General features: G+C 41.9%; 28 protein-coding genes and 1 pseudogene. 28 read left to right on the top strand and 1 reads right to left on the bottom strand.

What is annotated here, in order from left to right:
• Positions 1–7: 7 nt before the first annotated feature.
• From KTB61_RS07545 to KTB61_RS07435, 23 genes and pseudogenes are all read left to right on the top strand, one after another.
• Positions 8–1,453 carry an LlaJI family restriction endonuclease gene (locus KTB61_RS07545; protein ID WP_230973663.1) on the top strand — a complete coding sequence of 482 codons (1,446 nt, stop codon included), beginning with the start codon at positions 8–10 and terminating at the stop codon, positions 1,451–1,453.
• 23 nt (positions 1,454–1,476) lie between these two features.
• Positions 1,477–1,734, top strand: a complete 258-nt coding sequence (locus tag KTB61_RS07540; protein ID WP_216697168.1) for a hypothetical protein — start codon at positions 1,477–1,479, stop codon at positions 1,732–1,734.
• A 136-nt stretch (positions 1,735–1,870) separates the two neighbouring features.
• Positions 1,871–3,754 (top strand): ImmA/IrrE family metallo-endopeptidase, encoded by a 1,884-nt coding sequence (locus KTB61_RS07535; RefSeq protein ID WP_216697167.1) that lies wholly within the window; start codon positions 1,871–1,873, stop codon positions 3,752–3,754.
• A gap of 203 nt (positions 3,755–3,957) precedes the next feature.
• Positions 3,958–5,103, top strand: coding sequence for a helix-turn-helix domain-containing protein (locus tag KTB61_RS07530; RefSeq protein ID WP_216697166.1), 1,146 nt, complete (start codon positions 3,958–3,960; stop codon positions 5,101–5,103).
• Positions 5,104–5,120: 17 nt separating this feature from the next.
• Entirely contained in the window at positions 5,121–5,309 is a 189-nt protein-coding gene (locus KTB61_RS07525; protein WP_118452660.1) for a hypothetical protein, read from the top strand.
• A gap of 505 nt (positions 5,310–5,814) precedes the next feature.
• Complete coding sequence (locus tag KTB61_RS07520) at positions 5,815–6,276, top strand: hypothetical protein (protein ID WP_216697165.1); 462 nt, start codon at positions 5,815–5,817, stop codon at positions 6,274–6,276.
• 68 nt (positions 6,277–6,344) lie between these two features.
• Positions 6,345–7,112, top strand: coding sequence for a phage antirepressor (locus KTB61_RS07515; RefSeq protein ID WP_216697164.1), 768 nt, complete (start codon positions 6,345–6,347; stop codon positions 7,110–7,112).
• 5 nt (positions 7,113–7,117) lie between these two features.
• Complete coding sequence (locus tag KTB61_RS07510) at positions 7,118–7,558, top strand: DUF7768 domain-containing protein (RefSeq protein WP_132226281.1); 441 nt, start codon at positions 7,118–7,120, stop codon at positions 7,556–7,558.
• A complete protein-coding gene (locus KTB61_RS07505) occupies positions 7,551–9,806 on the top strand; it encodes a phage/plasmid primase, P4 family (protein WP_216697163.1) in 2,256 nt (751 codons plus the stop codon). The genes KTB61_RS07510 and KTB61_RS07505 overlap by 8 nt, the downstream gene beginning before the upstream one ends.
• A gap of 142 nt (positions 9,807–9,948) precedes the next feature.
• Positions 9,949–10,230, top strand: a complete 282-nt coding sequence (locus KTB61_RS07500; RefSeq protein ID WP_132226279.1) for a VRR-NUC domain-containing protein — start codon at positions 9,949–9,951, stop codon at positions 10,228–10,230.
• Entirely contained in the window at positions 10,211–11,572 is a 1,362-nt protein-coding gene (locus KTB61_RS07495) for a DEAD/DEAH box helicase (protein WP_216697162.1), read from the top strand. The genes KTB61_RS07500 and KTB61_RS07495 overlap by 20 nt, the downstream gene beginning before the upstream one ends.
• Positions 11,562–11,975 (top strand): RNA polymerase sigma factor sigma-70 region 4 domain-containing protein, encoded by a 414-nt coding sequence (locus KTB61_RS07490; RefSeq protein ID WP_022059255.1) that lies wholly within the window; start codon positions 11,562–11,564, stop codon positions 11,973–11,975. Before KTB61_RS07495 ends, KTB61_RS07490 begins: the two co-directional genes overlap by 11 nt.
• Positions 11,976–12,110: 135 nt before the next feature.
• A complete protein-coding gene (locus tag KTB61_RS07485) occupies positions 12,111–12,491 on the top strand; it encodes an HNH endonuclease (RefSeq protein ID WP_216697161.1) in 381 nt (126 codons plus the stop codon).
• A 234-nt stretch (positions 12,492–12,725) separates the two neighbouring features.
• Positions 12,726–13,277: a terminase gene (locus tag KTB61_RS07480; RefSeq protein ID WP_132226275.1), complete on the top strand. Its 552-nt coding sequence runs from the start codon at positions 12,726–12,728 to the stop codon at positions 13,275–13,277.
• A 1-nt stretch (position 13,278) separates the two neighbouring features.
• Positions 13,279–14,061, top strand: coding sequence for an S-adenosylmethionine synthetase N-terminal domain-containing protein (locus KTB61_RS07475; protein WP_216697160.1), 783 nt, complete (start codon positions 13,279–13,281; stop codon positions 14,059–14,061).
• Positions 14,062–14,070: 9 nt separating this feature from the next.
• Positions 14,071–15,342 carry a site-specific DNA-methyltransferase gene (locus KTB61_RS07470; protein WP_216697159.1) on the top strand — a complete coding sequence of 424 codons (1,272 nt, stop codon included), beginning with the start codon at positions 14,071–14,073 and terminating at the stop codon, positions 15,340–15,342.
• Entirely contained in the window at positions 15,332–17,158 is a 1,827-nt protein-coding gene (locus KTB61_RS07465) for a DNA cytosine methyltransferase (protein WP_216697158.1), read from the top strand. The genes KTB61_RS07470 and KTB61_RS07465 overlap by 11 nt, the downstream gene beginning before the upstream one ends.
• Before the next feature lie 99 nt (positions 17,159–17,257).
• Positions 17,258–17,956 (top strand): virulence protein, encoded by a 699-nt coding sequence (locus KTB61_RS07460; RefSeq protein ID WP_216697157.1) that lies wholly within the window; start codon positions 17,258–17,260, stop codon positions 17,954–17,956.
• Positions 17,940–18,158: pseudogene (locus KTB61_RS13250) on the top strand (DUF4314 domain-containing protein); the annotation flags it as partial. The gene KTB61_RS07460 and the pseudogene KTB61_RS13250, both read left to right, overlap by 17 nt.
• A 175-nt stretch (positions 18,159–18,333) precedes the next feature.
• On the top strand, positions 18,334–18,510 hold the full coding sequence (locus KTB61_RS07450; protein ID WP_022059248.1) for a DUF5049 domain-containing protein: 177 nt from the start codon (positions 18,334–18,336) through the stop codon (positions 18,508–18,510).
• Positions 18,511–18,633: 123 nt separating this feature from the next.
• The gene (locus tag KTB61_RS07445) at positions 18,634–18,999 is read left to right on the top strand and encodes a DUF7698 family protein (RefSeq protein ID WP_055200250.1); all 366 of its coding nucleotides are present in this window, start codon (positions 18,634–18,636) and stop codon (positions 18,997–18,999) included.
• A gap of 2 nt (positions 19,000–19,001) precedes the next feature.
• A complete protein-coding gene (locus tag KTB61_RS07440; protein WP_022059246.1) occupies positions 19,002–19,244 on the top strand; it encodes a DUF7678 domain-containing protein in 243 nt (80 codons plus the stop codon).
• Between the two features lie 117 nt (positions 19,245–19,361).
• Complete coding sequence (locus KTB61_RS07435) at positions 19,362–20,963, top strand: terminase large subunit (protein WP_216697155.1); 1,602 nt, start codon at positions 19,362–19,364, stop codon at positions 20,961–20,963.
• Here the strand turns inward: KTB61_RS07435 and KTB61_RS07430 are convergent.
• Positions 20,949–21,191, bottom strand: coding sequence for a SymE family type I addiction module toxin (locus tag KTB61_RS07430; protein ID WP_230973667.1), 243 nt, complete (start codon positions 21,189–21,191; stop codon positions 20,949–20,951). The genes KTB61_RS07435 and KTB61_RS07430 overlap by 15 nt on opposite strands.
• A gap of 55 nt (positions 21,192–21,246) precedes the next feature.
• Here KTB61_RS07430 and KTB61_RS07425 point away from each other — a divergent pair, with 55 nt between their 5' ends.
• From KTB61_RS07425 to KTB61_RS07405, 5 genes are all read left to right on the top strand, one after another.
• Positions 21,247–22,590: a phage portal protein gene (locus tag KTB61_RS07425; protein ID WP_216697153.1), complete on the top strand. Its 1,344-nt coding sequence runs from the start codon at positions 21,247–21,249 to the stop codon at positions 22,588–22,590.
• On the top strand, positions 22,508–23,338 hold the full coding sequence (locus KTB61_RS07420) for a head maturation protease, ClpP-related (RefSeq protein WP_216697152.1): 831 nt from the start codon (positions 22,508–22,510) through the stop codon (positions 23,336–23,338). The genes KTB61_RS07425 and KTB61_RS07420 overlap by 83 nt, the downstream gene beginning before the upstream one ends.
• 14 nt (positions 23,339–23,352) lie before the next feature.
• Positions 23,353–24,543 (top strand): phage major capsid protein, encoded by a 1,191-nt coding sequence (locus KTB61_RS07415; protein ID WP_216697151.1) that lies wholly within the window; start codon positions 23,353–23,355, stop codon positions 24,541–24,543.
• Between the two features lie 140 nt (positions 24,544–24,683).
• The gene (locus KTB61_RS07410) at positions 24,684–24,956 is read left to right on the top strand and encodes a head-tail connector protein (RefSeq protein WP_022059241.1); all 273 of its coding nucleotides are present in this window, start codon (positions 24,684–24,686) and stop codon (positions 24,954–24,956) included.
• Positions 24,956–25,288, top strand: a complete 333-nt coding sequence (locus tag KTB61_RS07405; RefSeq protein WP_022059240.1) for a phage head closure protein — start codon at positions 24,956–24,958, stop codon at positions 25,286–25,288. Before KTB61_RS07410 ends, KTB61_RS07405 begins: the two co-directional genes overlap by 1 nt.

Raw genomic sequence — 25,288 nt, 5'->3', positions numbered from 1 at the left:
TCTGATTATGATTTCTGAATTTGTACGAGAACAAAAAAGATATACACAAAATGAATTGTGTCACATTTTAAAGTGCAGTGAAGAACATGCGATTCCGTTAATCAGAAAACTAAAGGAGTTCGGTGTATTAAAGGCTGTTAAGGCTTCTGATATTCAGAAAAATATGGCGGATCTGTTAGAAGAGGATATCGAGATGGTGGATGTAGAAGTAGGAGAAAATGAATATTTCTATGTGTTCACCTTTGTTGGAGTTATTGTTGTAGCCGGACGAGTTCTGAAATGTTATCCCAAATATCTTTTGAACGCAAAGGAACCTACGGATGAACTACGAAAGGTTATAAAGGTTTTGGAAAAATATAATGCCAAAGAACAGATTGTTCGTATGTTCAACGATAGCAGTGAAAGTAACTCATTTAATCTGTTGGCTGTGCTGTTATTTTTGTTACAGGATTACTTTGAAAATGATGTATATACCAATACAGAAGATATTATTGAATGCAATGGTTCTGGTGAAATACTGTGGGATAAGACTATTAATGAAACCTTTACTTTGCTTTCAGAGAATCGTCCGTATTATACAGAATTACAAACTCGTAAAAGAGTCACCAATGATTTTGATTATTTCAAGAGGCTCCATGAGTGTTTAGTAACGATGGCTTCAAAAGAACTCCAAGATGCAGAGTTACTTGATTTATTTGAGATGACAGGTGTTGATCTTACTGATGCAGAGTTGGATGATTTCGGGGATAAAGAATATATTTTATATCGAATTGAAAACGAACTTAATACTCAGTTCAACACAAGAAAACAGTTGGTTTTGAAGACAATGTATGCTTATATCGATAGAAGAGGAAGTCTCTACGATACAGAGTGCTTGTCATTATTTGGAACAAATAGTTTCAATCTGGTATGGGAAAAAATTTGTGCAGATATTATGGATAATCAGTTGGATGTCCCTCTTGGCATTTTAAAACTGCCTGTGCCATTGAAAGAAGGTTATAACAGAAGACAGAAGCTTATTGAATTAATCGAGAAACCATTGTGGACTATTACAGGAAAGTGTGCAAAAGATACATTGATACCAGATTTAGTTTCTATTTGTATGGTTAATGAACAGCATCAATTTATTATATTTGATGCAAAATATTATAATGCCCATTTGGAAAAGGGAATTGTTCCGACAGGACAGCCCGGCATAGAATCTATCACCAAACAGTATCTTTACCAATTGGCATATCAACAGTTTATTGAAGACCATAATTTCTCTTCTGTAAAAAACTGTTTTCTACTTCCAACAGAAAACAACGAGATAGAGGATAAGGGTGAAGTTCGAATGGAGATGCTTTCTAATTTGGGACTTCAAGATATAAAAACAAGGTTAATTCCTGCAACAATGGCATATGATTTGTACCTTTCAGGAAGAAAAATGGATATGGAAATTTTGAAATTGTAATGATTCAATAGGAGGTCGTGAAAATGAAGCAGATATGCTTGGGAACAATAATTACCCTAATATATCAAAGCCGCACACGAAGTGCAGATACAATCAAATCCATGTGTGGTGGCATTTTTGCGGCCTATGATTTGGATATAACGTCCTATAACAAAGAATTACCGAGTCACCTGAAAAGTGGACATGATCCTGTTCCTGTTGAATTGATATTCACAGCTAGAATTGCAAATATTGATTGTGTTGCAGAAGGCATTGAAGATAATTTAATTCCTTCGATTTAAAACAATTATCCTACTTTAAATTTTAGGTTTGGAGGATATACAGATACGCTTAATTTTGGCAGAGATTCTCTTTAATTGCTATCTGAGCAGGAAGAAGATTGATATTGATAAGCTGAAATTGTAGGAGGTACTATGTATGGCGGTAAGCCGCTCATTTACGGATTATGTTAGAAAGAAATATGAAAATGAGTTCTGGGCGGCAGCCGAGCAGTTCATTGAGGATAACCAGGACTATATAAAAAAACTGGCTACTAGAGTGCATTCTGTCGGAGAAACTGAGATTGCAGATGTTCATGTGGAGCATGTCTGGGTGGAAGATCTTCCGGGAATGAAGATTAGTTTCGATGTTGCTCTGTCAGTGAATATTGAAATAAAAGATGGCAACCATCACTATGATGTATCAGAAGAGAGAACTTTCTGGTTGATGGTGTCCTGTCGGGGTGATCTGGATAAAAAACTGGAGGACTTCGAAATTACATCGGTATCTAGCTACAACGGTAAGAATCGAGTGAAAGATCCGATGGATGATTCCCTTGTGCCAATCATTCCTTATTCTGAACTTGAAAGGGTTGCAGAGGATTTTTTAAAGAAAAATTTCCCAGAAGCACTGAGAGTTCCACTAAGGGGTCAATCTCCTGTGTGGGTAGATCCGACAAGATTGGTAGAAGCACTGGACTTGACGATTCAAAGCCATCGTATTAAAGATGATTCATCGGTTTTCGGTCAGATTTATTTTGAGGAAGCCGATGCTGACATTTATGATGAGGACGCAGAGAAAGATGTTCTTACTCATATTAAAGGAAAAACCATTCTTGTAGATCCTTTGGTGTACCTGCTTCGAAATATCGGATCAGTGAATACAACCATAATTCATGAGTGCGTTCACTGGGATAAGCATAGGAAAGCTTTTGTATTAGAACGGCTTTATAATGAAGCAGCATCATGCATCAGCTGCGAAGTTGTAGGTGGTGCAGCATCTGAAATATCAAAAAAATCTACGGAATTCATGGAGAAACAGGCTAACCAACTTGCACCAAGAATTCAGATGCCACAGACTCCGTTTAGAGCCAAGGCGAACGAGTACATAGCTACATTTTTGCGTGAGAGCGATGCTCAATACGAAATGGATGTTATGGAGATGGTCATCGACCAACTTGCAGTCGATTTTGGAGTATCCAGGCAGGCGGCTAAGATTCGATTAGTAGAACTTGGATTTGATGGTGCAATCGGAACTTTTAACTATGTTGATGGTCAGTATGTCCGACCACATGGTTTCCGAAAGGACTCAATTGAAGCATATCAGACATTTACGATAAGTGCTCAAGATGCAGCTATTCAGCGCTTCTCAAATCCGGAACTCCGTGAAAAGACTGCTAATGGTGATTATCTGTTTATAGAAAATCATTATGTCTACAATTCTCCGCTATATGTTTGCACTGATATGGACGGTCGGCTTATGCTGACTGATTATGCCAGAGCACATATGAACGAGTGTTGTCTTGTCTTTGATCTAAGCATCACGAGTAAGGTAGAGTCCGCATACCATACTATCTGCTTCTTGAACAGAGAGCAGAGCGATATTACCTTTGATGTAAAATATCACAATGGGTATCAGAATGCTCCACCGGAACGACAGATTGCAATGCGAAAGAAGCAACAGGAGGAGTGGCTGAATATTCGAAAGCAGATGACGGACGATCCAGAGCAGTGCATGGAGTTGTTGTTAGACTGGAGAAATATGAAATACACGGATCTCGGTGACTTGATTGATAGAGATCCGAAAACAATCAGCCGTACCGTTAAAGGGAAAACAGCTCCGAATCTGAACACTGCTGTGTTGATTTGTTTCGGGCTTAACTTGCCACCAATGATAAGCGAGAAGCTGTTGGATGTTTTGGGATGTAAGCTGAAACCGTTTGATCCAGAACATCAGTGGATTAGTGAAGCCTTACATGTGAAGTACCCGGAACCACTGTGGGCTGTTAAAGAATATCTTGAGCAATATGATGTAGCAATTTAAAAATTTACTTTATAAAAAAACGGACATGCCATGTCCGTTGCTAGAGTGACCTGGAAGAAGAAAACTTCCGGGTCTTTTTACTATGCAGTAAAAAAGAATGTTTGATTGCAAATATATGCAATAGCAAAAGCGGTATTGCATATATTGACAAAAAGCGTGAATGGTGTATAATAATATCATCAAAATGCAAAGGAGGCACTGCTATGTCAGAAGAACGAAAATTAGCTGATGTTAAAATTAGCGATATCAAAGATGTAGACATAATGCGTGGTTTCATAGCAACTGCGGGTATGGGACTCTGCAATAAAGATGAAATCTTGGATAAAAAGCAGGTGGTAGAAGATAAATTAGATGATATAAATAGCTATCTTGCAGAACTTGAGGATGCACTGCAAAGGTGGGAACGCACGGAGCAAAGTTCATCATCAAAGGAAAGCTATGATCTTATCGAAGAATATGGAACGGAGGAGAGCATACGTAATCGTCTGGATGTACTGAATAAGGAACGTACTCAGTGGGCAGGTTTTCTTACTCAGTTGGAGTCATACTTAAGTGAATGTAAAAATTTTAATAAAACGCTTTGTTTTTCGAATATTCGGAAATTATTACGTCAAAATCCAGATGTTAAAATAGGTCAGATTGAAAAGGAAGCAGGAATCAGATTAGGATATATGTCTCGTCTGGAGAAGGATGGAAATACATCCGAGCCGAGTATGGAATTTGTTGTAACGGCAGCAAAGCTTCTTAAGGTTAGTGTTGATACCTTGATATCTGTCGATCTTACTGGACTTACACCGACAGAGCAGTATATTACAAGTTTCTTCGATAAATTAAAGGAAGATACATTAAAGGATAGGCTCGATTGGAATCGAGAGACAGCGTTTAATCTGAATCGAATGGAGCCGGATATGAATGGTTTCGTATACCATCCTCTGTTTGCAGAAGAAACATTTTATGAGGAGACAGACTGCGAATATCCGCAGGAAGTAACTAGAATCGTATTCAATTCAAAGACCTTTGGTCCCAAGACATATATTGCCGGAGATTGTTTTAATCTTAGATTAAAAAATGGAACAACGCTTTATCTTATGGATATTGAGAAGAGCGTTCATAAAGTTGGAGATTCTTCTGCAGCTGCTAAAGAAGCCTGGATGTATGTACCGTCCAAGGGAAGTCAATTGTTGGTAGCCTCACAGGATGATACACCAGTTGCTCCGTTTCTTGAGTTATTGTTCTCAACTGTAAAGGAGCGTATGGAACATCCGAAGGTAAACAATGACGTGATGTATGCAATTGATGCATTCATGAAGGATGATATATCTGATGACATGGATGAAATGCCATTCTAAGAAGGAGGTTGAGTTGATTGATAAAGACATCTATTAGAAATCTTCACAGCGACAAAGATATACCACCTCGTTTCTGCAATGTTATTGTAAATGGAGACGATGTAACGCTTGAGGTAAAGATAAATAAAAATAAGTTTGAAACGATTTCTTGGGAAGACATGCAATACCAAGTAAATCAAGCAATAATGAAAGCAGCAAAAGAATGAATTAGAAACTACCGCAAACTGCCCCGTAAAGAATCGAGGAGCTAACCGCCGGAGTTATCTACAAAAGCCTTTATAGGCAAAGTAGGTAACTCCGGTTTTTTTTGTGTTTTACGGCAGTTTTCAGCGGACATGGCGTGTCCATCACGAGAAAAATTTCCAGTGTACACTATAAATAAAAACACCTGACACTGAGATGAATACACAGAAATGCGTATCCATCTCAGTGTTAGAGGCACTTAAAAAATAATATCACAAGGCCTGATTAGCTATAAGGGCATTGGGATACAGATATCGACATCAACCACAGGACAACCTGTGGAAGGTGTGATAGAGGTACCCTTATTTCCTTATGCCCTTTTTCAGGCTTCATGGGTCGGTACTTCTATAAGCACCGGCCTTTATTTGTTTCCTATGCCCTTCTGCAAGAACCAGGCAGAAAGGCAGGAACTTTATGAAAATCAAGATTCGTTACGAGAACGAGTACCAGACCCTTGAGGTCGAAAACGTGGAATTGGAGAGATGGCTTAATATCTCCATTTCAGAAAATGAAAGTCAGGAAGACTACGAACAGAGAATCCAGGATGTAATCGAGGAAAGATTCAACAGACCCGACTACAACAACTGGCATAAGCATGACCGTCATACTGGCAATGCTTATATGAAGAGCAAGGATGGAACAGTTGAGGTCAACACTGAAGAAGCAATTATGTTCAGAGCAGCTGATAAGTCAGCTTTTAACAGTTCAATTGATGGAGTACATAACCAGCTTGAATACGAAGAATGCTGTGAAACTTTGAGAAGTCTTCTTAAACCTACGGTAGCAGATATGGTAATTGCCATTGCACTTGACGGCTACACCGTAGGCGAGTACGCAGCAGAAATCGGCGAGGAGGCCAACAATGTCAGTCATCGTTACAGACGTGCAATCAACAAATTAAAAAAAGTTTTTTCAAAAACGTCCTTTTAACCCTTCTCCCAAGGCTACCAGGTAGGAGGGTGACACCTCCGAGAAATTTATTTAAGGAGGTAATTCGTATGGAATTACAAGTATTTAACAGCACAGAGTTTGGCTCTGTAAGAACAGCAATCGTAAACGGTGAGGTTATGTTTGTCGGCAAGGATGTTGCAGACATTCTCGGGTACCAGAACGGTAGTCGAGATATCAACCGCCATGTAGATGAAGAGGACAGACACAAGGTCATGATCTTTGATGGTAACCAGGATAAGGAAACAATCATCATCAATGAGTCTGGACTTTACAGTCTTATCCTTTCAAGCAAGATGCCGAATGCGAAGAAGTTCAAACACTGGGTTACATCAGAAGTTCTTCCGGCTATCCGTAAGCATGGGATGTATGCCATCGATGAGATTTTGGAGAATCCTGATCTTGCGATTGCAGCACTCACACAGCTTAAGGAAGAGCGTGAGAGAAGAAAACAGCTTGAATGCCAGACACTCATTCAGCGTCAGCAGATTGCAGAACTCCAGCCAAAGGCAAGCTACTATGACCTTATTTTACAGAACAAGAACACAGTTCCTATTACACAGATTGCAAAGGACTACGGTATGAGCGGTCGAAAGTTCAATGAACTTCTTCACGAACTTGGGGTTCAGTACAAGTTCAGAAAGACCTGGCTTTTATATCAGCACTATGCAGAGTGCGGATACACACAGTCCCGTACCTACGCAATCGATGAGAGCAGAAGTGTGATGCATACCTACTGGACTCAGAAGGGCAGACTTTTCCTTTATGACCTTTTGAAGAATGAAGGTATCTTACCAGTTATCGAACAGGAGGATTAAGAAATATGGGTGTTGATAAGTTTAATCACGAAGGGTACTTCGACCCGACCACATATGAGGCTCTTACCAACATCCACCGTGAGGAAATGGCAGCTGATAAAAAGGCTGCCTATCTTCCTTTGGTGTATGTGTGCAGTCCATATGCGGGAGATGTTGAAACCAATGTAAAGAATGCAAAACGATACAGCAGATTCGCTGTTGATGAAAATGCTATCCCGGTAACACCTCATCTTTTATATCCACAGTTCATGGATGACGGTAATGAGGCTGAAAGAGAGATGGCTATGCATTTCAATTATGTACTTCTTGGCAAATGCACAGAGGTCTGGGTCTTCGGTGGTGTGATAAGCCGAGGCATGGCTCGTGAGATTGGTGTAGCCAAGAAAAGAAGAATGAAGATCAGATGGTTTACCCAGGATTTGAAGGAGGTCGGAGAATATGATTAATTTTACTGTTTATTCAGCAGACTGTGTCGGCAACAGCGGTAACTGTCTGTATCCCAATAAGAATGTTGTAACGGATAAAGAGTCCTTTATCGCAGCAACCAAGATGGATCATGTAACAGCCAAGTATAAAGGAAACTATCGCAGTAAGGATAACTTTGAATCCTCTGACTGTATTCCACTTGACTGTGACAATGACCATTCAGAGAACCCGGAAGACTGGCTTACTCCTTTTGATATTGCACTTTCAATTCCGGGAGTTGTATTTGCTGCATCTTACAGCAGACACCACAACCTTCCAAAGGGTGATAAATCGGCAAGACCAAGATTTCATGTATTCTTCCCTATACCAAAGGTAACGGACGGAGAAGAGTATGCAGCCATGAAACGCAAGATAGCTGATGCTTTCCCTTATTACGATACCAACGCATTAGACTCTGCAAGATTCCTTTATGGCAATGACTCTGATGAAGTGGAGTTCTATGAAGGTGACAAGACCATTCTTGATTATCTGGAAGAGGATGATTTTTCAGATTTCGATGCAAGCCTTGAGCAGGTGTCGGAAGGTCAGCGTAACAGTACCATGAGCCACATTGCCGGGAAGATTATCAAGAGATACGGAAATACAGAAGAGGCTTATCAGATCTTCCTTAAGAAGGCAGAACTCTGTAATCCACCACTTCCTGAAAGTGAACTCAAGGTGATATGGAGAAGTGCATCAAAGTTCGGTAACAAGGTGTCGAACCAGGAAGGATACATTCCACCTGAACAGTACAACTCTGACTGCAGATTAAAGCCGGAAGACTTCTCCGATGTGGGGCAAGCTACGGTTCTTGCAACCGAGTATAAGGACATCCTTCGCTATTCCCCATCGACTGATTACATGGTCTACAACGGCAGTTTCTGGGAAGAGTCAAAACCAAAGTCCCAGGGTGTTTCCCAGGACTTGACAGAAAGACAGCTTGCAGAGGCTGAAACCGAAATGAAGAAGGCTATGGATGAACTTGTAAAGAATGGCGGCATGGAGATTCTTGTATCGGTGGGTTCGAAGAAGGCTGTGCAGATGTTCAATAAACAGCAGGCTCATGCCTATGAGATGTATGAAGATGCTGTGGCTTACAAGAAGTATGCCATTAAGCGAAGAGATACAAAGAATATTGCAGCCACATTAAAAGAGGCTCGTCCGATGCTTGAAGTGGAACAGAGAAACCTTGATGCCGATGAGTTCATGCTTAATACACCGACTCTTACCTATGATTTAAGACAGGGCACCAAGTATCCGCTGGAACACAGACCAGAGCATTTCATCACAAAACAGACAACCGTTGACCCATCAAGTGATGGAGCAGATATCTGGGCAGCCGCACTTGATACCTTCTTTTTAAAGGATACCGACCTTATTGATTATGTTCAGAGAATGGTCGGTCTGTCAGCAATCGGAAAGGTGTATGTGGAGGCACTCATTATCGCATATGGAGAAGGCCGCAATGGTAAGTCAACCTTCTGGAATGTTATCGCAAGAGTCCTTGGTACATACTCAGGAAATATCTCTGCAGATATGCTTACCGTTGGATGCAGAAGAAATGTCAAGCCGGAACTTGCCGAGGCAAAGGGTAAGAGAATGCTCATTGCAGCTGAGCTGGAAGAAGGCATGAGATTGAATACCGCTAATGTTAAACAGCTTTGCTCTACCGATGAAATCTATGCTGAAAAGAAGTATAAAGATCCGTTCTCATATACTCCGACACATACACTCGTGCTTTATACCAACCATCTGCCAAAGGTCGGTGCGATTGATAAAGGTACCTGGAGAAGACTTATCGTTATTCCGTTTGATGCCAAGATTGAAGGAAGTGCTGATATCAAGAACTATGCAGACTATCTGTTTGAAAAGGCAGGCGGAGCAATCCTTACATGGGTTATCGAAGGTGCAAGAAAGGTAATTGCAGACAACTACAAGATTGACCCGCCACAGAAGGTGCGTGATGCCATTGAGCATTATAAGGAAAGTAATGACTGGCTTTCCTACTTCTTAAGCGAACGCTGCGAACTTGACCCTGCCTATGTGGCAAAGTCGAGCGAGGTATATAACGAGTATCGAATCTTCTGTACCCAGGTGGGTGAGTTTACAAGAAGCACAACAGATTTCTACACAGCCTTGGAAACGGTCGGATTTGAAAGATACCGTGACCGTAAAGGCAGATACATTAAAGGCTTAAGACTTAAGACAGACTTTATGGAAGAAGAGTAATGACAGTAGGTGTGACAGTTAATGACGGCTATTTACTATCCTTTTCTATAGAGTAAAAAAATTAAGTCTATATATAAAGTATAGGAAATGACAGTCTTACCCTGTCACACCATCAAATTCAGCATTGATGGAGGTGGCACGAATGCGTGAAAAAGAAGTAGAGCAGAAGCTTGTAAAGGCTGTAAAGCTTGCAGGTGGTTTCTGCATCAAATTTACATCTCCCGGGTTTGACGGAGTGCCGGACAGACTGGTTCTTCTTCCAAAAGGGAGAATGGCTTTTATAGAACTCAAGGCTCCTGGCAAGAAACCAAGAGCCTTACAGAAAAGAAGAATGAAACAGTTATCAGCTTTAGGTTTTCCCTGCTATGTGGTTGATAACACTGATGTGATTGGGGGTGTCATTGATGAAATACAATCCTCATGATTATCAGACTTATGCAACGAACTTTGTACTGGAACATCCTGTGGCAGCAGTCCTTTTAGAAATGGGACTTGGAAAGAGTGTGATTACCTTAACAGCAATCTTTGAACTTCTCTATAACAGATTTGAAGTAGGAAAGGTTCTGGTCATCGCACCCCTTCGAGTAGCAAGAGATACATGGCCTGCTGAAATAGAAAAGTGGGATCACTTAAAGGGTCTTACCTATTCGGTTGTTATAGGTACAGAGTCGGAGCGAAAAGAGGCGTTAAGAAAAAGTGCGGGTATCTATCTGATCAACAGAGAGAATGTGGACTGGCTTATCAATAAGAGTGGCTTTCCATTTGATTTCGATATGGTTGTCATTGATGAATTATCGTCTTTCAAGTCTGCATCGGCTAAACGATTCAAGAGCCTTCTTAAAGTAAGACCAAAGGTAAAAAGAATCGTGGGTCTTACAGGAACTCCAAGCAGTAATGGACTTATGGATTTATGGGCAGAGTTCAGAATCCTTGACATGGGAGAAAGGCTCGGAAGATACATCACACATTATCGTATGAATTTCTTTGTGCCGGATAAACGAAATCAGCAGATGATATTTTCCTACAAACCAAGACCAGGTGCGGAAGATGCCATCTACAGACTGATATCGGATATTACGATTTCCATGAAGTCGGCAGATTTTCTAAAAATGCCTGAATGCATTATGAACGAAGTGGAAGTAAAGCTTTCAGAAAAGGAATGGTCTGTATATGACGAATTAAGACAGGAAATGGTGGTGTCTTTGGAAGATGAAGAGATTGATGCTGCAAATGCAGCTGCTCTTTCAGGCAAACTTCTGCAGATGGCTAATGGTGCTATCTATAACGAAGAAAAATCAGTCTTCCTTATTCATGACCGTAAGCTTGATGCACTTGAAGATTTAATCGAGGGTGCAAATGGAAAGCCTGTACTTGTGGCTTACTGGTATAACCACGATTTGGAGCGAATCAAGGAAAGATTCAAGGTTCGTGAAATCAAGACTTCAAAGGATATCAGAGATTGGAATAACGGTGATATACCGATTGGTGTAATCCATCCTGCTAGTGCCGGACATGGCTTGAATTTGCAAAGTGGTGGTTCGACCCTTATATGGTTTGGTCTTACCTGGTCATTGGAACTCTATCAGCAGACCAATGCAAGGTTATGGAGACAGGGGCAGAAATCCACAGTTGTCATACACCACATTATTTCAAAGGATACCATCGATGAAGATGTGATGAAGGCATTAAGGCTAAAAGAGAAAACACAGACAGATCTTATTGATGCGGTTAAAGTGAGAATCGGAGGTGGTGCTTATGACGGCTAAAGATTATCTGAACAGACCGTTCATTCTAAATAACAAGATTAACGATAAGAAAATTAAGCTCGGATTTTACAGAGAATTATCGTGCAGTCCATCATCACCGGGATTCGAGGAGCATTTTTCAAGCAATCAAAATACAAAAGCTCCCTTTGTTCGCTACTTAGAAAAGATAGATGATCTAGAGCGAGAGATTGCTGAAGATTATAAAAAGCTTGATGAGATTAAAACCGAAGTGGACAATGCAATTGATGTTGTGGAAGATCCAATGGAACAGATGATTTTAAGATATAGGTACTTGGAATTTTTATCAATGCCAGATATTTCTGTTCGAATGCATTACTCACTGCGTTGGACAAAGAAACTACATAGACGTGCATTGGACAGTTTTGAAAGAGGACACCCCTAGATCACCCCTAGGCCACTCCCCATTCATACCGAAATGATGTAAAATGGTATTGTAGAAAAATATATAAATACAACAGAGCCTTTGTAGGAGCAATCCCACAGAGGCTTTTGTTATGTCCAGATGGAGGTGAAAAAGATGCCAAGAAAACCAAAGAAACCGTGTGGTTATCCTGGATGTCCTAATTTAACAGAAGGTAGATACTGCAAGGAACATGAAAAACAAATGAACCAATCCTACGAGAAGTATGGCAGAGACAAAGCTGTACGCCGCAGGTACGGAAGAGCGTGGAAACGAATTCGTGACAGCTATGTTAAGCAACATCCATTCTGTGAACAGTGCTTTGAGAAAGGAATCATTGTTCCGGTGGATGAGGTTCATCATAAGAAACCATTGTCAGAAGGTGGTACCCACGACAGAAGCAATCTGATTTCTCTTTGCAAAAGCTGTCATGCCAAGATCCATGCCGCACGCGGTGATTATCACGGAAGTAAAAAACATCATGTGTATAAGTATTAAGTGTGTCGGTCTATGACGGCTATTTACTATCCTTTTCTATAGAGATAAAAATTTTATCCTATATATATAATATAGGAAATGCTGGTCATAGGGTGTCACACTGCGAATTGATGAATGAAAAAGTACCCCAGGGGCGGTCAAAATCTTTAACACCGGGACCACCGTGGAACGGCGTGGGGTCTTGCGTGTGAAAAATGCGAAATCAAAAGGGTAATTAAAGGAGGGTGTACAGACGTGCCTACAAAATCGAATAACATCGGTGGCCGTGGTGGTGCAAGACCTGGTGCAGGTCGCAAGAAAACGGCTGTATCCGAGAAAGCAAAGAACGGAAATCCGGGTGGCAGAAAATTAGAAGTCCTGGATATTCCTGAAGTGGAAGGTGTGGAGATGCCAAAGCCACACGACTTCCTGTCTGCAGAACAGAGAGACGGAAGTGAACTGCAGGCTCACGAAATCTATACGGAAACATGGAACTGGCTCAACAAGATCGGATGCTCATCGAAGGTATCCCCACAGCTGTTGGAAAGATATGCGATGTGTTCTGCAAGATGGATTCAGTGCGAAGAGATGACCAACAAGCTGGGATTTCTTTCAAAGCACCCAACAACACAGAAACCAATCCCATCTCCGTTCATTAACATTGGCATCAACTATATGAACCAGGCAGTAAGGCTCTGGAACGAAATATTTCAGATTGTGAAGGAGAACTGCAGCACAGATTATGATGATGCTGCTCCACAGAATGATTTGATGGAAAGACTCCTAAGAGCAAGGGAAGGAAAATAATATGATTGAAAAAGTAAATCCATGCCATCCTGATAAGGTGGCAGACAGAATAGCAGGTGCCATTGTTGATTTGGCTTATGCAAAAGAAGAAAATCCGAAGGTTGCCGTTGAGGTGCTTATCGGTCATGGGCAGGCTCATGTAATTATTGAAACATCAGCTGATATTGACAAGCTTGATGTTGCAGAAGTAATCCATAGAATTGCCGGAGATGTCAGAGCAGACATCGAGATAGTTCCCCAGGATATACACCTTGCAAAGAACCAAGAAGAGAGCATCCATTGTGGTGACAATGGAATCTTCAAGGGAATGCCACTTACTGAAGAGCAGAAGGCATTATCCCAGATAGCAAGAGACATCTATAAAGTGTATCCGTTTGATGGAAAGTACATTCTTGATCAGGCAAGACTCATCATCTGCCAAAGCAATGCAAAAAAAGTACACTTAAAGGAAATCTATCCTGCAGCTGAAATCAATCCCCTGGGTGACTGGACTGGTGGCACGGATGTAGATACCGGGGCAACCAATCGTAAGCTTGGTTCTGATATGGCAGACTCCGTAACAGGTGGTGGTCTTCATGGCAAGGACTTATCCAAGGCGGATGTTTCTGTAAATATCCATGCATTCCTTAAGGCACAGAGAACTGGCAAACCAGTAGAACTTGTATGTGCCATTGGTGATGATGCCGTTGATGGTATTCCATATAAGGAAATTGTGGAAGAAGCAAGAGAGTTTATTCGTTCCATCGGTGGCTTTGAGAAGTTTGCCGAGTGGGGACTTTATTAAGGAGGCATTATGGGAAAGACAACTACAGAAATGCAGCTTGTAGCTGTATCAAAACTAATTCCTTATGCGAATAATGCAAGAACCCATTCTGCCGAGCAGGTTATGAAACTTCGTTCTTCCCTTCGTGAGTTCGGTTTCATCAATCCTGTTATCATTGACCGAGAGTTTAATGTTATCGCAGGTCATGGAAGAATCCTTGCTGCAAAGGAAGAAGGAATACTTGAAGTGCCTTGTGTATTTGTGGACTACCTTACAGAAGCACAAAAGAAAGCGTATATTTTGGCAGACAACCGAATGGCAATGGATGCAGGATGGGACGAAGAGTTACTTCGTATTGAAATTGAGGCTCTCCAGAGTGAGGACTTTGATATCGGACTTACGGGATTTGACGAAAGCGAGATTGCGGATCTCTTTGGTTCGGATGATACTTCTGGGGTAAAGGATGATGACTACGATTTGTCAGCTGCACTTGAGAAAGCAGCATTTGTAAAGCGTGGTGATATCTGGACAGTCGGAAGACACAGATTGATGTGTGGTGATGCGACTTCCTCAGAAGATGTAGCTGCACTTATGGATGGTAAAAAAGCCAACCTTATCGTAACGGACCCGCCGTACAATGTGGCATTTGAAAGTTCCGATGGCTTATCCATAAAAAATGATAAGATGGCAAATGATAAATTCTATGAATTTCTGCTTTCCGCATTTAAGAACATGGCCGAGCATCTTGAAAAAGGTGGCTCGGCTTATGTATTTCATGCAGATACAGAAGGTCTTAATTTCAGAAAGGCTTTCATGGATGCAGGCTTTCATTTATCCGGGTGCTGCATCTGGGTAAAGAACTCTCTGGTGCTTGGCCGAAGTGATTATCAGTGGCAGCATGAACCAGTCCTTTATGGCTTTCTACAGAATGGAAAGCACTACTGGAGCAAGAATGCAGGCAGAAGTCAGACAACCGTCTGGAACTTCGATAAGCCGAAGAAGAATAAGAATCATCCGACTTCAAAGCCACTTGACCTGCTTGCCTATCCAATCGGAAATTCAAGTCAGGAAAACGCAATCGTCATTGATACCTTTGGTGGCAGTGGTTCAACGCTCATGACCTGTGAGCAGACGAACCGTGTATGTCATACGATGGAACTTGATGAGAAATACGCATCCGTCATCCTTCGCAGATATGTTGAGGATACCGGTGATACAGATAATGTATTCGTTATAAGAAACGGAGAGAAACTTGCTTACTCCGACCTTGTAAAAGAGGTGGAGGGAGCAGATGGAGAATAAGAATTTGACCCTCGGAAGTCTGTTTGATGGTTCCGGGGGTTTTCTTTTGGGAGGACTAATTTCCGGTATCACTCCGATTTGGAGTTCAGAAATTGAGCCATTTCCCATAAGAGTTACAACAAAAAGATTGCCACAGGTAAAGCACTATGGAGATATCTCCAAGATGAACGGAGCAGAGATTGAACCTGTAGACATCATCACATTTGGCAGTCCATGCCAGGATATGAGTATTGCAGGCAAGCGTGATGGACTTGGTGGTTCAAGGTCTAGCTTGTTTTATGAGGCAGTCAGAATCATAAAAGAAATGAGGTGTAAGACAGATGGCAGAAAACCTAGATTTATCGTCTGGGAAAATGTCCCCGGAGCATTCAGCTCCAACAAGGGAGAAGACTTCAGAGCAGTACTCGAAGAGGTCTGCAAAATCAAAGATGAATCAGTGTCAGTGCCTAAACCTAACAAATGGAACCGTGCAGGAAAAATCATGGGAGATAATTACTCCGTTGCCTGGAGACAGTTTGATGCTCAGTTTTGGGGAGTACCCCAGAGAAGAAAACGTATCTACCTTGTCGCAGATTTTGCAGATTGGTGTGCCGGAAAAATACTATTTGAGTCAGAAGGCTTGTCTGGGTATTCTAAGGAGAGCATCCAGTCGTGGCAAAGTTCTGCCTCCGCTTTTAGAGAAGGCACTCAAGATGCAGGCATCGGCTTAATGTTTGAAAACCACGGACAGGATGCAAGATATACGGGTCCTCTTGATGTGTCTCAGACCGTTCTTTCTACTTATGGAACAGGCGGCAACAATCAGCCGTTTGTAGTGGAAACACCAAAGACATTGAAAATCCGAAGTGGATGTGAAGGCGGAGGAAAGGGTCCGCTAATCCAGGAGAACAAGTCAGCAACACTTGGAACAAACAATGATCAGACATTATTCCAGCCTGTTGCTTACGGCATCTGCTCCAAGGACAGTAATTCCATGAAATCTGCAAATCCAAACAGTGGATTTTATGAAGCAGATACAAGCAGAACCATTGATGGCAATGGTGGGAATCCCGGCTGCAACCAAGGCGGCATTGCTGTGATTGAAGGCAATGGCACTCGTCCTTCTCATAAGGGTGATGGATATAAGGAATCAGATGTCATGTACACATTAAATGCAACGGAGCAACACGCAGTGGCATTTGCAGATATTCATGCGACACTTTCTGCCAACGATGGTCCAAAGGGACCGTCTTCTCAGATGATGGGAAATCCTCATGAAAATTTTGTAGGAGAGCCTGCATATGGTATTGGCAGACCCGCAATGAACCAAGGCTATAATGCAAAGTTCAGTTTCCAGATTGAAGAGGAAGTAGAACCGACTATTGTGGCAGCAGGAGCAAGTGGAGTAGCTCATCCGGTGTATAGTTCATCCAAGGCATCATTTTTTACATCCGCTGAAGAAGAAATGGCAAACACACTCGTTGCCACAGATTACAAGGATCCACCTATCGTTAATGAACCGAGATATATTGTGAGAAGACTTACTCCTACGGAATGTGCAAGACTGCAGGGATTTCCGGATTGGTGGTGTGATGAGCTTGGAACAGAGAATCCTACCGATGAGGATATTTCTATATGGAGAGAAATCTTTCAGACACACACTGATGCACTTGGAAAGAAAACAAAGCCGAAGACAGATAATCAAATCAGAAAATGGCTTAAGAACCCACATTCAGACTCAGCGGAGTATAAGATGTGGGGCAATGGTGTAGCACTTCCTAATGTGGTGTTCGTGCTTTCCGGAATAGCATATTATGCACAAAATCATGATGGATAAATCGGTTCATATTTACTCAGATATTTACAGATATGACTTGCTATTTACGTGATTCAGAGTGATATATGTAGTACCGAAAAATAAAGGAGGTACTCATAAATGAGAGTAGAATTTAACCGAACCGGAGCAGAGAGAAAAGCACTGGTTACAGCAATTGGAGAAATCCTCGGAACAAAGCCAAAGTACAAGGGGATGCCAACAGCCGCTTATGATTTTGGTGGATTGATTATCGACAAAAACGGTGATGCAGAGTTCGAGGAGAACATCTTTCCAAAGGATATCGAAGACCTTCTTCAGCAACTTGCCGACAGAGGCTTTGCTTACGAAAGCAAGGAAGTATCCGAAGACCCGGAAGAAATGCCACAGGGCGAAGATGCGGGGCTTACAGTGGCAATTCCCATTGAGAATGTTGGAGTTTGTAACCTTACAAATTTACTTGATGCAAAAGGAGAGTTAATCAAAAAAGCGTTAGGAGTGGATGACATTCGAATTGAAATTGATGAGGAAAAAGTTTCATTTCCTTGGTTTTCCGAACTCCCGGATGCAGAAACCTGTCAAGCTTACCAGAATTTCATTGCAGCACTTTGCAAGATGAGTAAAGAACAGAAACGCATCAACTCAACAGAAAAGAAAGTCAGCAATGAGAAATACGCATTCAGATGTTTCCTTTTAAGACTTGGGTTTATCGGTGAGGAATACAAAGCCGACAGAAAGATTCTGCTAAAGAATCTCAGTGGCTCATCTGCTTTCAAAAATGTAGCAAAGAAGGAGGTGTCAGACGATGAGATTTCCAAGTAAAGAGATTGTGGAAAGGGTACGCAGACAGTATCCTATCGGATGCAGAGTAGAACTTGTGAGAATGGACGATTTGCAGGCACCACCGATTGGAACGAAAGGCACGGTCATGGGTGTGGATGATACAGCAAGCATTATGGTTGCTTGGGATAATGGTTCCGGATTAAATGTAGTATATGGAGAGGACAGTTGCAGAAAACTGGACAGCGTAAAGGTGACTTGCTACGGAAATACTGAAACTTGGGACAGCAGAAAAGATGCGATGGAGTTTTACCTTCGAGCAATGGCATCATCCGAAGGCAGTGAACAAAGCAGATACACAAAGGTGTATACAGAACTTGTAATGGGACTGCCGGATTGTACAGACGAGGAGTAAGATTATGGATGAGAAGATAAAAGAACAGATTTTATATATCAGAGTCTCAGGTCTTACCAATATGTTTGATGTAACGATGGTTCAGAGGCTTGCCAATGAATATGGTTTCTACGAACTTGTGATTTTCCTAGAGGAAAATCGAGCAGATTATGTCCATTTCATCCTTTATGGAGAGACATAAAATACACAGTTATCTACTGAAATAATTGTTACATTTATGCCAGTAATTAACTTGCTATTATGTGCTTTTAGAGTGATATATAGTGTACCGAAAGGAAAAGAAAACACTTAGGAGGACATCACAATGAAGGAAATCAGAACATTTGAAAAGGCAATCGAAGAGAAGGCAAGAAACCTTAAGGACGCAGGAATCAATCCTACACTTTTCTGGGCATACAAAACTTCCAAAGAAGAATCTGGCAACGACCTTATTGATTTTAACGAGGTCATTTGGGATTACGACATCAAAGAGATTGCAGACTGCTTAAGAGCAGAAGGCATTACAGAGTTTACCATCAGTTCAACATTTTCAAGCCTTATCGAAACCCTCGCAGCATTTGAGAAAGAAGGCATTTGCATGAACGGACTTACAACAGTCAACGCAAGACACACCGACTGGAAGACTGGAGAGCATGCAAGAATTCCAGCAATCAAGATGGAGGTGAGATAAGCATGTGGTCAGAAGGAACAATCGGAATTCCTAAGAAGGATGGCGGATACAAGAACGTAAAATACTGGGTGAAACATTTTGAAGAACCCAGCGAGGATTACGGCATCAACGGCGGTAAGATTTCCAAACTGAGCCTTAAGATGGATGGAGAATGGATTGCCAACTACGACAGAGGATGGGATATTGAGCCGACCTGCGAAGAGGCGGAACTTGCTCTTTGCATCCTTTTAAATGATTTTAACTAGACTGAATAACGAAATGTTATCGGGAACGGAAGCTGAAAGGCTTCTGTATCTCGTATAGAAACATTTATTGGCGTCACCGATGATGGTGGCTATTTTTATTTGTGGAGGTAATGGCAAATGAGAAAACTGAAAAAGTATAAACCAACGAAGCTTATGGCGAAGTCTTCTCATTACGATGAGCAGATGGCAGATTATGCCATCAGCTTTATTGAGGAACTATGCCATACCAAAGGAACGTGGGCAGGAAAGAAATTTGAATTGATAGACTGGCAGGAACAGATTATTAGAGATCTATTTGGAGTATTAAAGCCAAATGGATACAGACAGTTCAACACAGCTTATATTGAAATACCCAAGAAACAGGGCAAATCAGAGCTTGCAGCTGCCGTTGCACTTCTTCTTTTATGTGGTGATGGAGAAGAAAGAGCGGAAGTGTACGGATGTGCAGCAGACAGAAATCAGGCAAAAATTGTATTTGATGTTGCCGTTGACATGATAAGGTTCTGTCCGGCTCTTATGAAAAGGGTGAAGATACTGGAGTCGCAGAAGAAGCTGATATATAAGCCAACCAACAGCTTTTATCAAGTTTTGTCGGCGGATGTTGCAAATAAGCATGGCTTTAATACACACGGAGTAATTTTCGATGAGCTGCATACACAGCCAAACAGAAAACTTTATGACGTAATGACCCAGGGTTCAGGTGATGCCCGTATGCAGCCGTTGTATTTCCTTATTACAACAGCCGGGAATGATACGAACTCCATCTGCTACGAGATACATCAGAAGGCACTCGACATTGAGGCAGGGCGAAAAGTTGACCCTACCTTTTATTCCGTTATCTACGGAGCAGACGAGTCTGAAGACTGGACAGACCCTAAAGTGTGGAAAAAGGCAAATCCATCACTTGGCATTACCGTTGCCATAGAAAAAGTAAAAGCCGCCTGTGATTCTGCAAAACAGAACCCCGGAGAAGAAAACTCCTTCAGACAGCTAAGACTTAATCAGTGGGTAAAGCAATCGGTGAGATGGATGCCGATGGAAAAATGGGATGCCTGCAACTTTACAGTCAATGAAGATGACCTGGAAGGGCGTGTATGTTACGGAGGACTGGATTTATCCAGTACAACGGATATCACAGCTTTTGTACTTGTATTCCCACCACTTGATGAGGATGACAAGTATGTTGTACTTCCGTATTTCTGGGTGCCGGAAGATACGCTTGACCTTAGAGTAAGAAGGGATCATGTTCCCTATGACTTGTGGGAGAGAAAAGGGTATCTGCAGACAACCGAAGGAAATGTTGTTCACTACGGATACATTGAAAACTTTATCGAGAGCCTCGGTGAGAGATTCAATATCCGTGAAATAGCATTTGACCGTTGGGGAGCAGTTCAGATGGTTCAGAACCTTGAAGGTATGGGATATACAGTTGTTCCATTCGGACAGGGTTTCAAGGATATGAGTCCACCGACCAAGGAACTGATGAAGCTTGTGCTTGAGCAGAAAATAGCCCATGGTGGGCATCCAGTTCTCAGATGGAATATGGATAATATCTTTATTCGTACTGACCCTGCAGGAAACATCAAGGCAGACAAAGAAAAATCAACAGAAAAGATTGACGGTGCCATTGCAACAATCATGGCACTTGATAGAGCAATCAGATGTGGTAATGAAGTAACGGAATCGGTCTACGATACAAGAGGACTACTTGTCTTCTGATTTTTCGATGACAAGCTTACCGTTTTCACAATGGATAGTAACTTTATCTCCAGTATGAAAGCCTAGATCTTCAAGCCACATACCGTTGATACGAAGTGCTGGTACTTCTTTATTGTTGTACCCACCTACAGATGAAACAGTAAGATTTCGTTCTGCTTTGAATGGACGTTTTCTAGGTGTTTTATCTGCACCACGGGTTTTGGCAAAATCAACATCATATTTATACATTGGCAATAGCCCCCTTTCTTTTGGAAAATTATAAAAACAATGGAGGAAAAAAACGATGAGTATTTTTTCGGGATTATTTAGGACAAGAGATGCTCCTACCAACCGAACAAGCGGCAGTGCTTATTCATTCTTCATGGGTGGAAGTACTGCCGGGAAGAATGTAAATGAGCGAAGTGCCATGCAGATGACAGCGGTTTATGCCTGCGTCCGTATCCTTTCAGAGGCTATCGCAGGATTGCCACTTCATGTCTATCATTATAACGATGATGGTGGAAAAGAAAAAGCATTAAGCCATAATCTCTATCATTTACTGCACGATGAACCGAACCCTGAAATGACAAGCTTTGTTTTCAGGGAAACACTTATGACACACTTACTACTTTGGGGTAATGCCTACGCACAGATCATAAGAAATGGCAAGGGTGAGATTATTGCTCTTTATCCATTGATGCCAAATCGTATGAGAGTTGACCGTGATGACAAGGGTCATCTGTATTACGAATACCAGGTAAGTTCTGATGATGCTCCTACAAATAAAGGCTCCACCGTAAGGCTTACACCTGATGAAGTCATGCACGTTCCAGGATTGGGATTTGATGGTCTTGTTGGTTACTCGCCAATTGCGATGGCCAAGAATGCTATCGGTCTTGCAATCGCAGCAGAAGAGTATGGAAGTAAGTTCTATGCGAATGGTGCTGCACCAAGCGGTGTATTAGAGCACCCTGGAACTCTAAAGGACCCATCAAAGGTAAGAGATAGCTGGTCACAGACATTTGGTGGCAGTGCGAATTCACATAAGGTTGCTGTTCTGGAAGAAGGGATGAAGTATACACCGATTTCCATTTCTCCAAACGAAGCACAGTTTTTAGAAACAAGAAAATTTCAGATTGATGAGATTGCTCGAATTTTCAGAGTGCCTCCACATATGGTAGGAGACCTTGAGAAATCGAGCTTTTCTAATATTGAGCAGCAGTCACTTGAGTTCGTGAAATACACCCTTGACCCATGGGTTTCAAGATGGGAGCAGAACATGGCACGTTCTCTTCTTTCTGCAGAAGAGAAAAAGCAATATTTTATTAAGTTTAATGTGGACGGACTTCTTCGTGGTGACTATCAGAGCCGTATGAACGGTTATGCCACTGCAAGACAGAATGGTTGGATGTCTGCCAATGACATAAGGGAACTTGAAAATCTCGACAGGATTCCTGCTGAGTTGGGTGGTGACCTTTATCTTATCAACGGCAACATGACCAAGCTTGAAGATGCGGGTATCTTTGCTACGGGAACAGACACATCAAACGGAGAGGAGAAGACAGATGAAGAACAAGAAGTTCTGGAACTGGAAGAGCCGAAAGACTCTAAACCAGGCAAACGAAGAAGTCGCAGAACGAATCCTTGAGTTGCATGGCACGATTGCCGAGGAGTCATGGTTTGACGATGATGTTACACCACAGCTTTTCAAGGATGAGTTAAATGCCGGAAGTGGAGATATCACCGTTTGGATTAATTCTCCGGGTGGTGACTGTGTGGCTGCGGCTCAGATTTACAATATGCTCACACAGTACAAAGGCAATGTCACAGTAAAGATTGATGGTATCGCAGCATCAGCTGCATCGGTCATTGCGATGGCAGGAAATACAGTTCTTATGTCTCCTGTATCCATGATGATGATCCACAACCCTGCAACCGTAGCATTTGGTGACCATGCAGAAATGCAGAAGGCAATCGATATGCTTGCAGAAGTTAAGGAATCCATCATCAATGCCTACGTGATTAAGACTGGTCTTACAAGAGCCAAGCTTAGTCACTTGATGGACGCAGAAACCTGGATGGATGCAAATAAGGCCATTGAACTTGGCTTTGCTGATGACATTATCACAAGAGCAGAAACAAAACCGAATACAGAAGATCCTGATGAAGAGGACGAAGAAGATGAAAGCACCGAGGAGAAGGAAAAGAAACCAACTGACTCGATGCTTTTTTCACGCAAGGCTGTAAACAACGCTCTTATCAACAAGCTGGAAAAACACTATGTCCAGCCTGAAAAGACAGTAACAAAGCAGGCAGAAATCACTGCACCTGCAAGTAAAGGCACTCCTGCAAAAGAGATTAAGGAGCGTCTTGATTTTATTAAGAAATTCATTTAAGGAGGAATTCTATTATGACTATTAAGGATTTAATCGAAAAAAGAGCAAAAGTGTGGGATACTGCAAAGAACTTTGTTGAGACCCATGAAGACAAGAATGGTGTGCTTTCCGAAGAGGATACAGCAACCTACAACAAGATGGAAAAGGAAATTGAGGATTTGACAGCTGCGATTGATCGTCAAACAAGAGCAGAACGCAGAGAAGCAGAACTTGCAAAGCCTGTTAATTCTCCGATTACCGGTAAGCCTTTTATGGGTGATGCAGATAAGGTAAAGACTGGACGTGCTTCTGATGCATACAAGGATGCGATGCTTTCTGCAATGCGTTCTAATTTCCGTAATGTAAGCAATGTATTACAGGAAGGTGTAGATGCCGATGGTGGTTATCTTGTGCCGGAGGAGTATGACAGAAGACTTATCGATGTGCTTGATGGTGAGAACATCATGCGCAGCCTTGCTACAAAGATTACTACAGCAGGTCAGCACAAAATCAACATTGCAGCTACCAAGCCTGCAGCAGCATGGATTGAGGAAGGTGGAACATTATCTTTTGGTGATGCAACATTTGACCAGATCTATCTTGATGCCTACAAGCTTCATGTAGCAATCAAGGTCACAGAAGAGCTTCTTTATGACAATGCCTTCGGTCTTGAAAACTACATCATCACTCAGTTTGGTAAGGCACTGGCGAATGCCGAAGAGGATGCATTTCTTAACGGTGACGGCAAGGGCAAACCTACCGGCATCTTCGCTAAAACAGGTGGAGGTCAGGTCGCAGGGACACTTACAGCGGCTATCAAATCCGATGATCTTATTGATCTGGTGTATGGACTTAAAAGACCGTATCGAAAGAGTGCATCATTTATTATGAACGATGCGACACTCGCATCTCTTAGAAAGCTGAAGGACAACAACGGAGCATATATCTGGCAGCCTTCATACAAGGAAGGAGAACCGGACAGAGTGCTTGGCTATGCTGTTCACACTTCTGCTTTTGCACCTACAAATGCGATTGCATTCGGTGATTACAGCTACTACAACATCGGTGACCGTGGTTCTCGTTCTTTTGCAGAACTTCGTGAACTTTTCGCTGGTAACGGCATGGTTGGTTATGTAGCCAAGGAAAGAGTTGATGGTAAGCTTATCCTTCCTGAAGCGGTTAAGATTTTAAAACTTAAGGAAGAAACACAGGCGGCAGGTAAATAAGACTTAAAACAATAATGTGTGACACTTTATGACGGCTATTTACTATCCTTTTCTAAAGGGATAAAAAATTGAGCCTATATATAGATATAGGGAATGCCAGTCATAAGGTGTCACAGTCTTTTTCAGAGGTGGTGATAGATATGATTGTAAATCTTGATGAGATGAAGGGTTACCTTCGAGTGGACTTTGATGACGATGATGCACTTATCGAAAATTTTGTAACAACCGGGCAGAATCTCTGTGCAGATATAGCCAGGTTATCCGTGGATGAACTTGGTGCGATTCCATCATCTAAGATTGCTGTCATGTACGCAGTTGCCTATCTGTATGAACACAGAGAAGATGCAGACCATCATCAGCTGACCATTTCACTTCGCTCCCTGCTTGAAGGTGTAAGAAGGAGTGTGTTCTGATGGATATTGCTCTTTTGAATGTGAAGATTACCGTGCAGAAGAATGAAACTGTTGTAGATGCCATCGGCAATCATAAGAATACCTGGACTGACTATCACACCTGCTTTGCAACGGTAAGTGGCGAAGGCGGTTCTGAAAAGAGTGTGGCAGGTCTTATTGTAGATGATTCGGATATTTCGTTTACGGTCAGATACTGTAAGGCTTTTGCAGACCTTGATGTTACAAAACACAGAGTTATATTCGAAGGCTCCCTTTATAACATCGTTTCTATCGACCACATGAACTATAAGAAGAAATGCCTAAAACTGAAATGTGAGAAAGTGAGGAGGTAG

Origin of the sequence: Anaerostipes faecalis, from assembly GCF_018982945.1 — a bacterium.
Taxonomy (GTDB): Bacteria; Bacillota; Clostridia; order Lachnospirales; family Lachnospiraceae; genus Anaerostipes; species Anaerostipes faecalis.
This window is presented reverse-complemented; position numbering and strand designations above follow the sequence as displayed.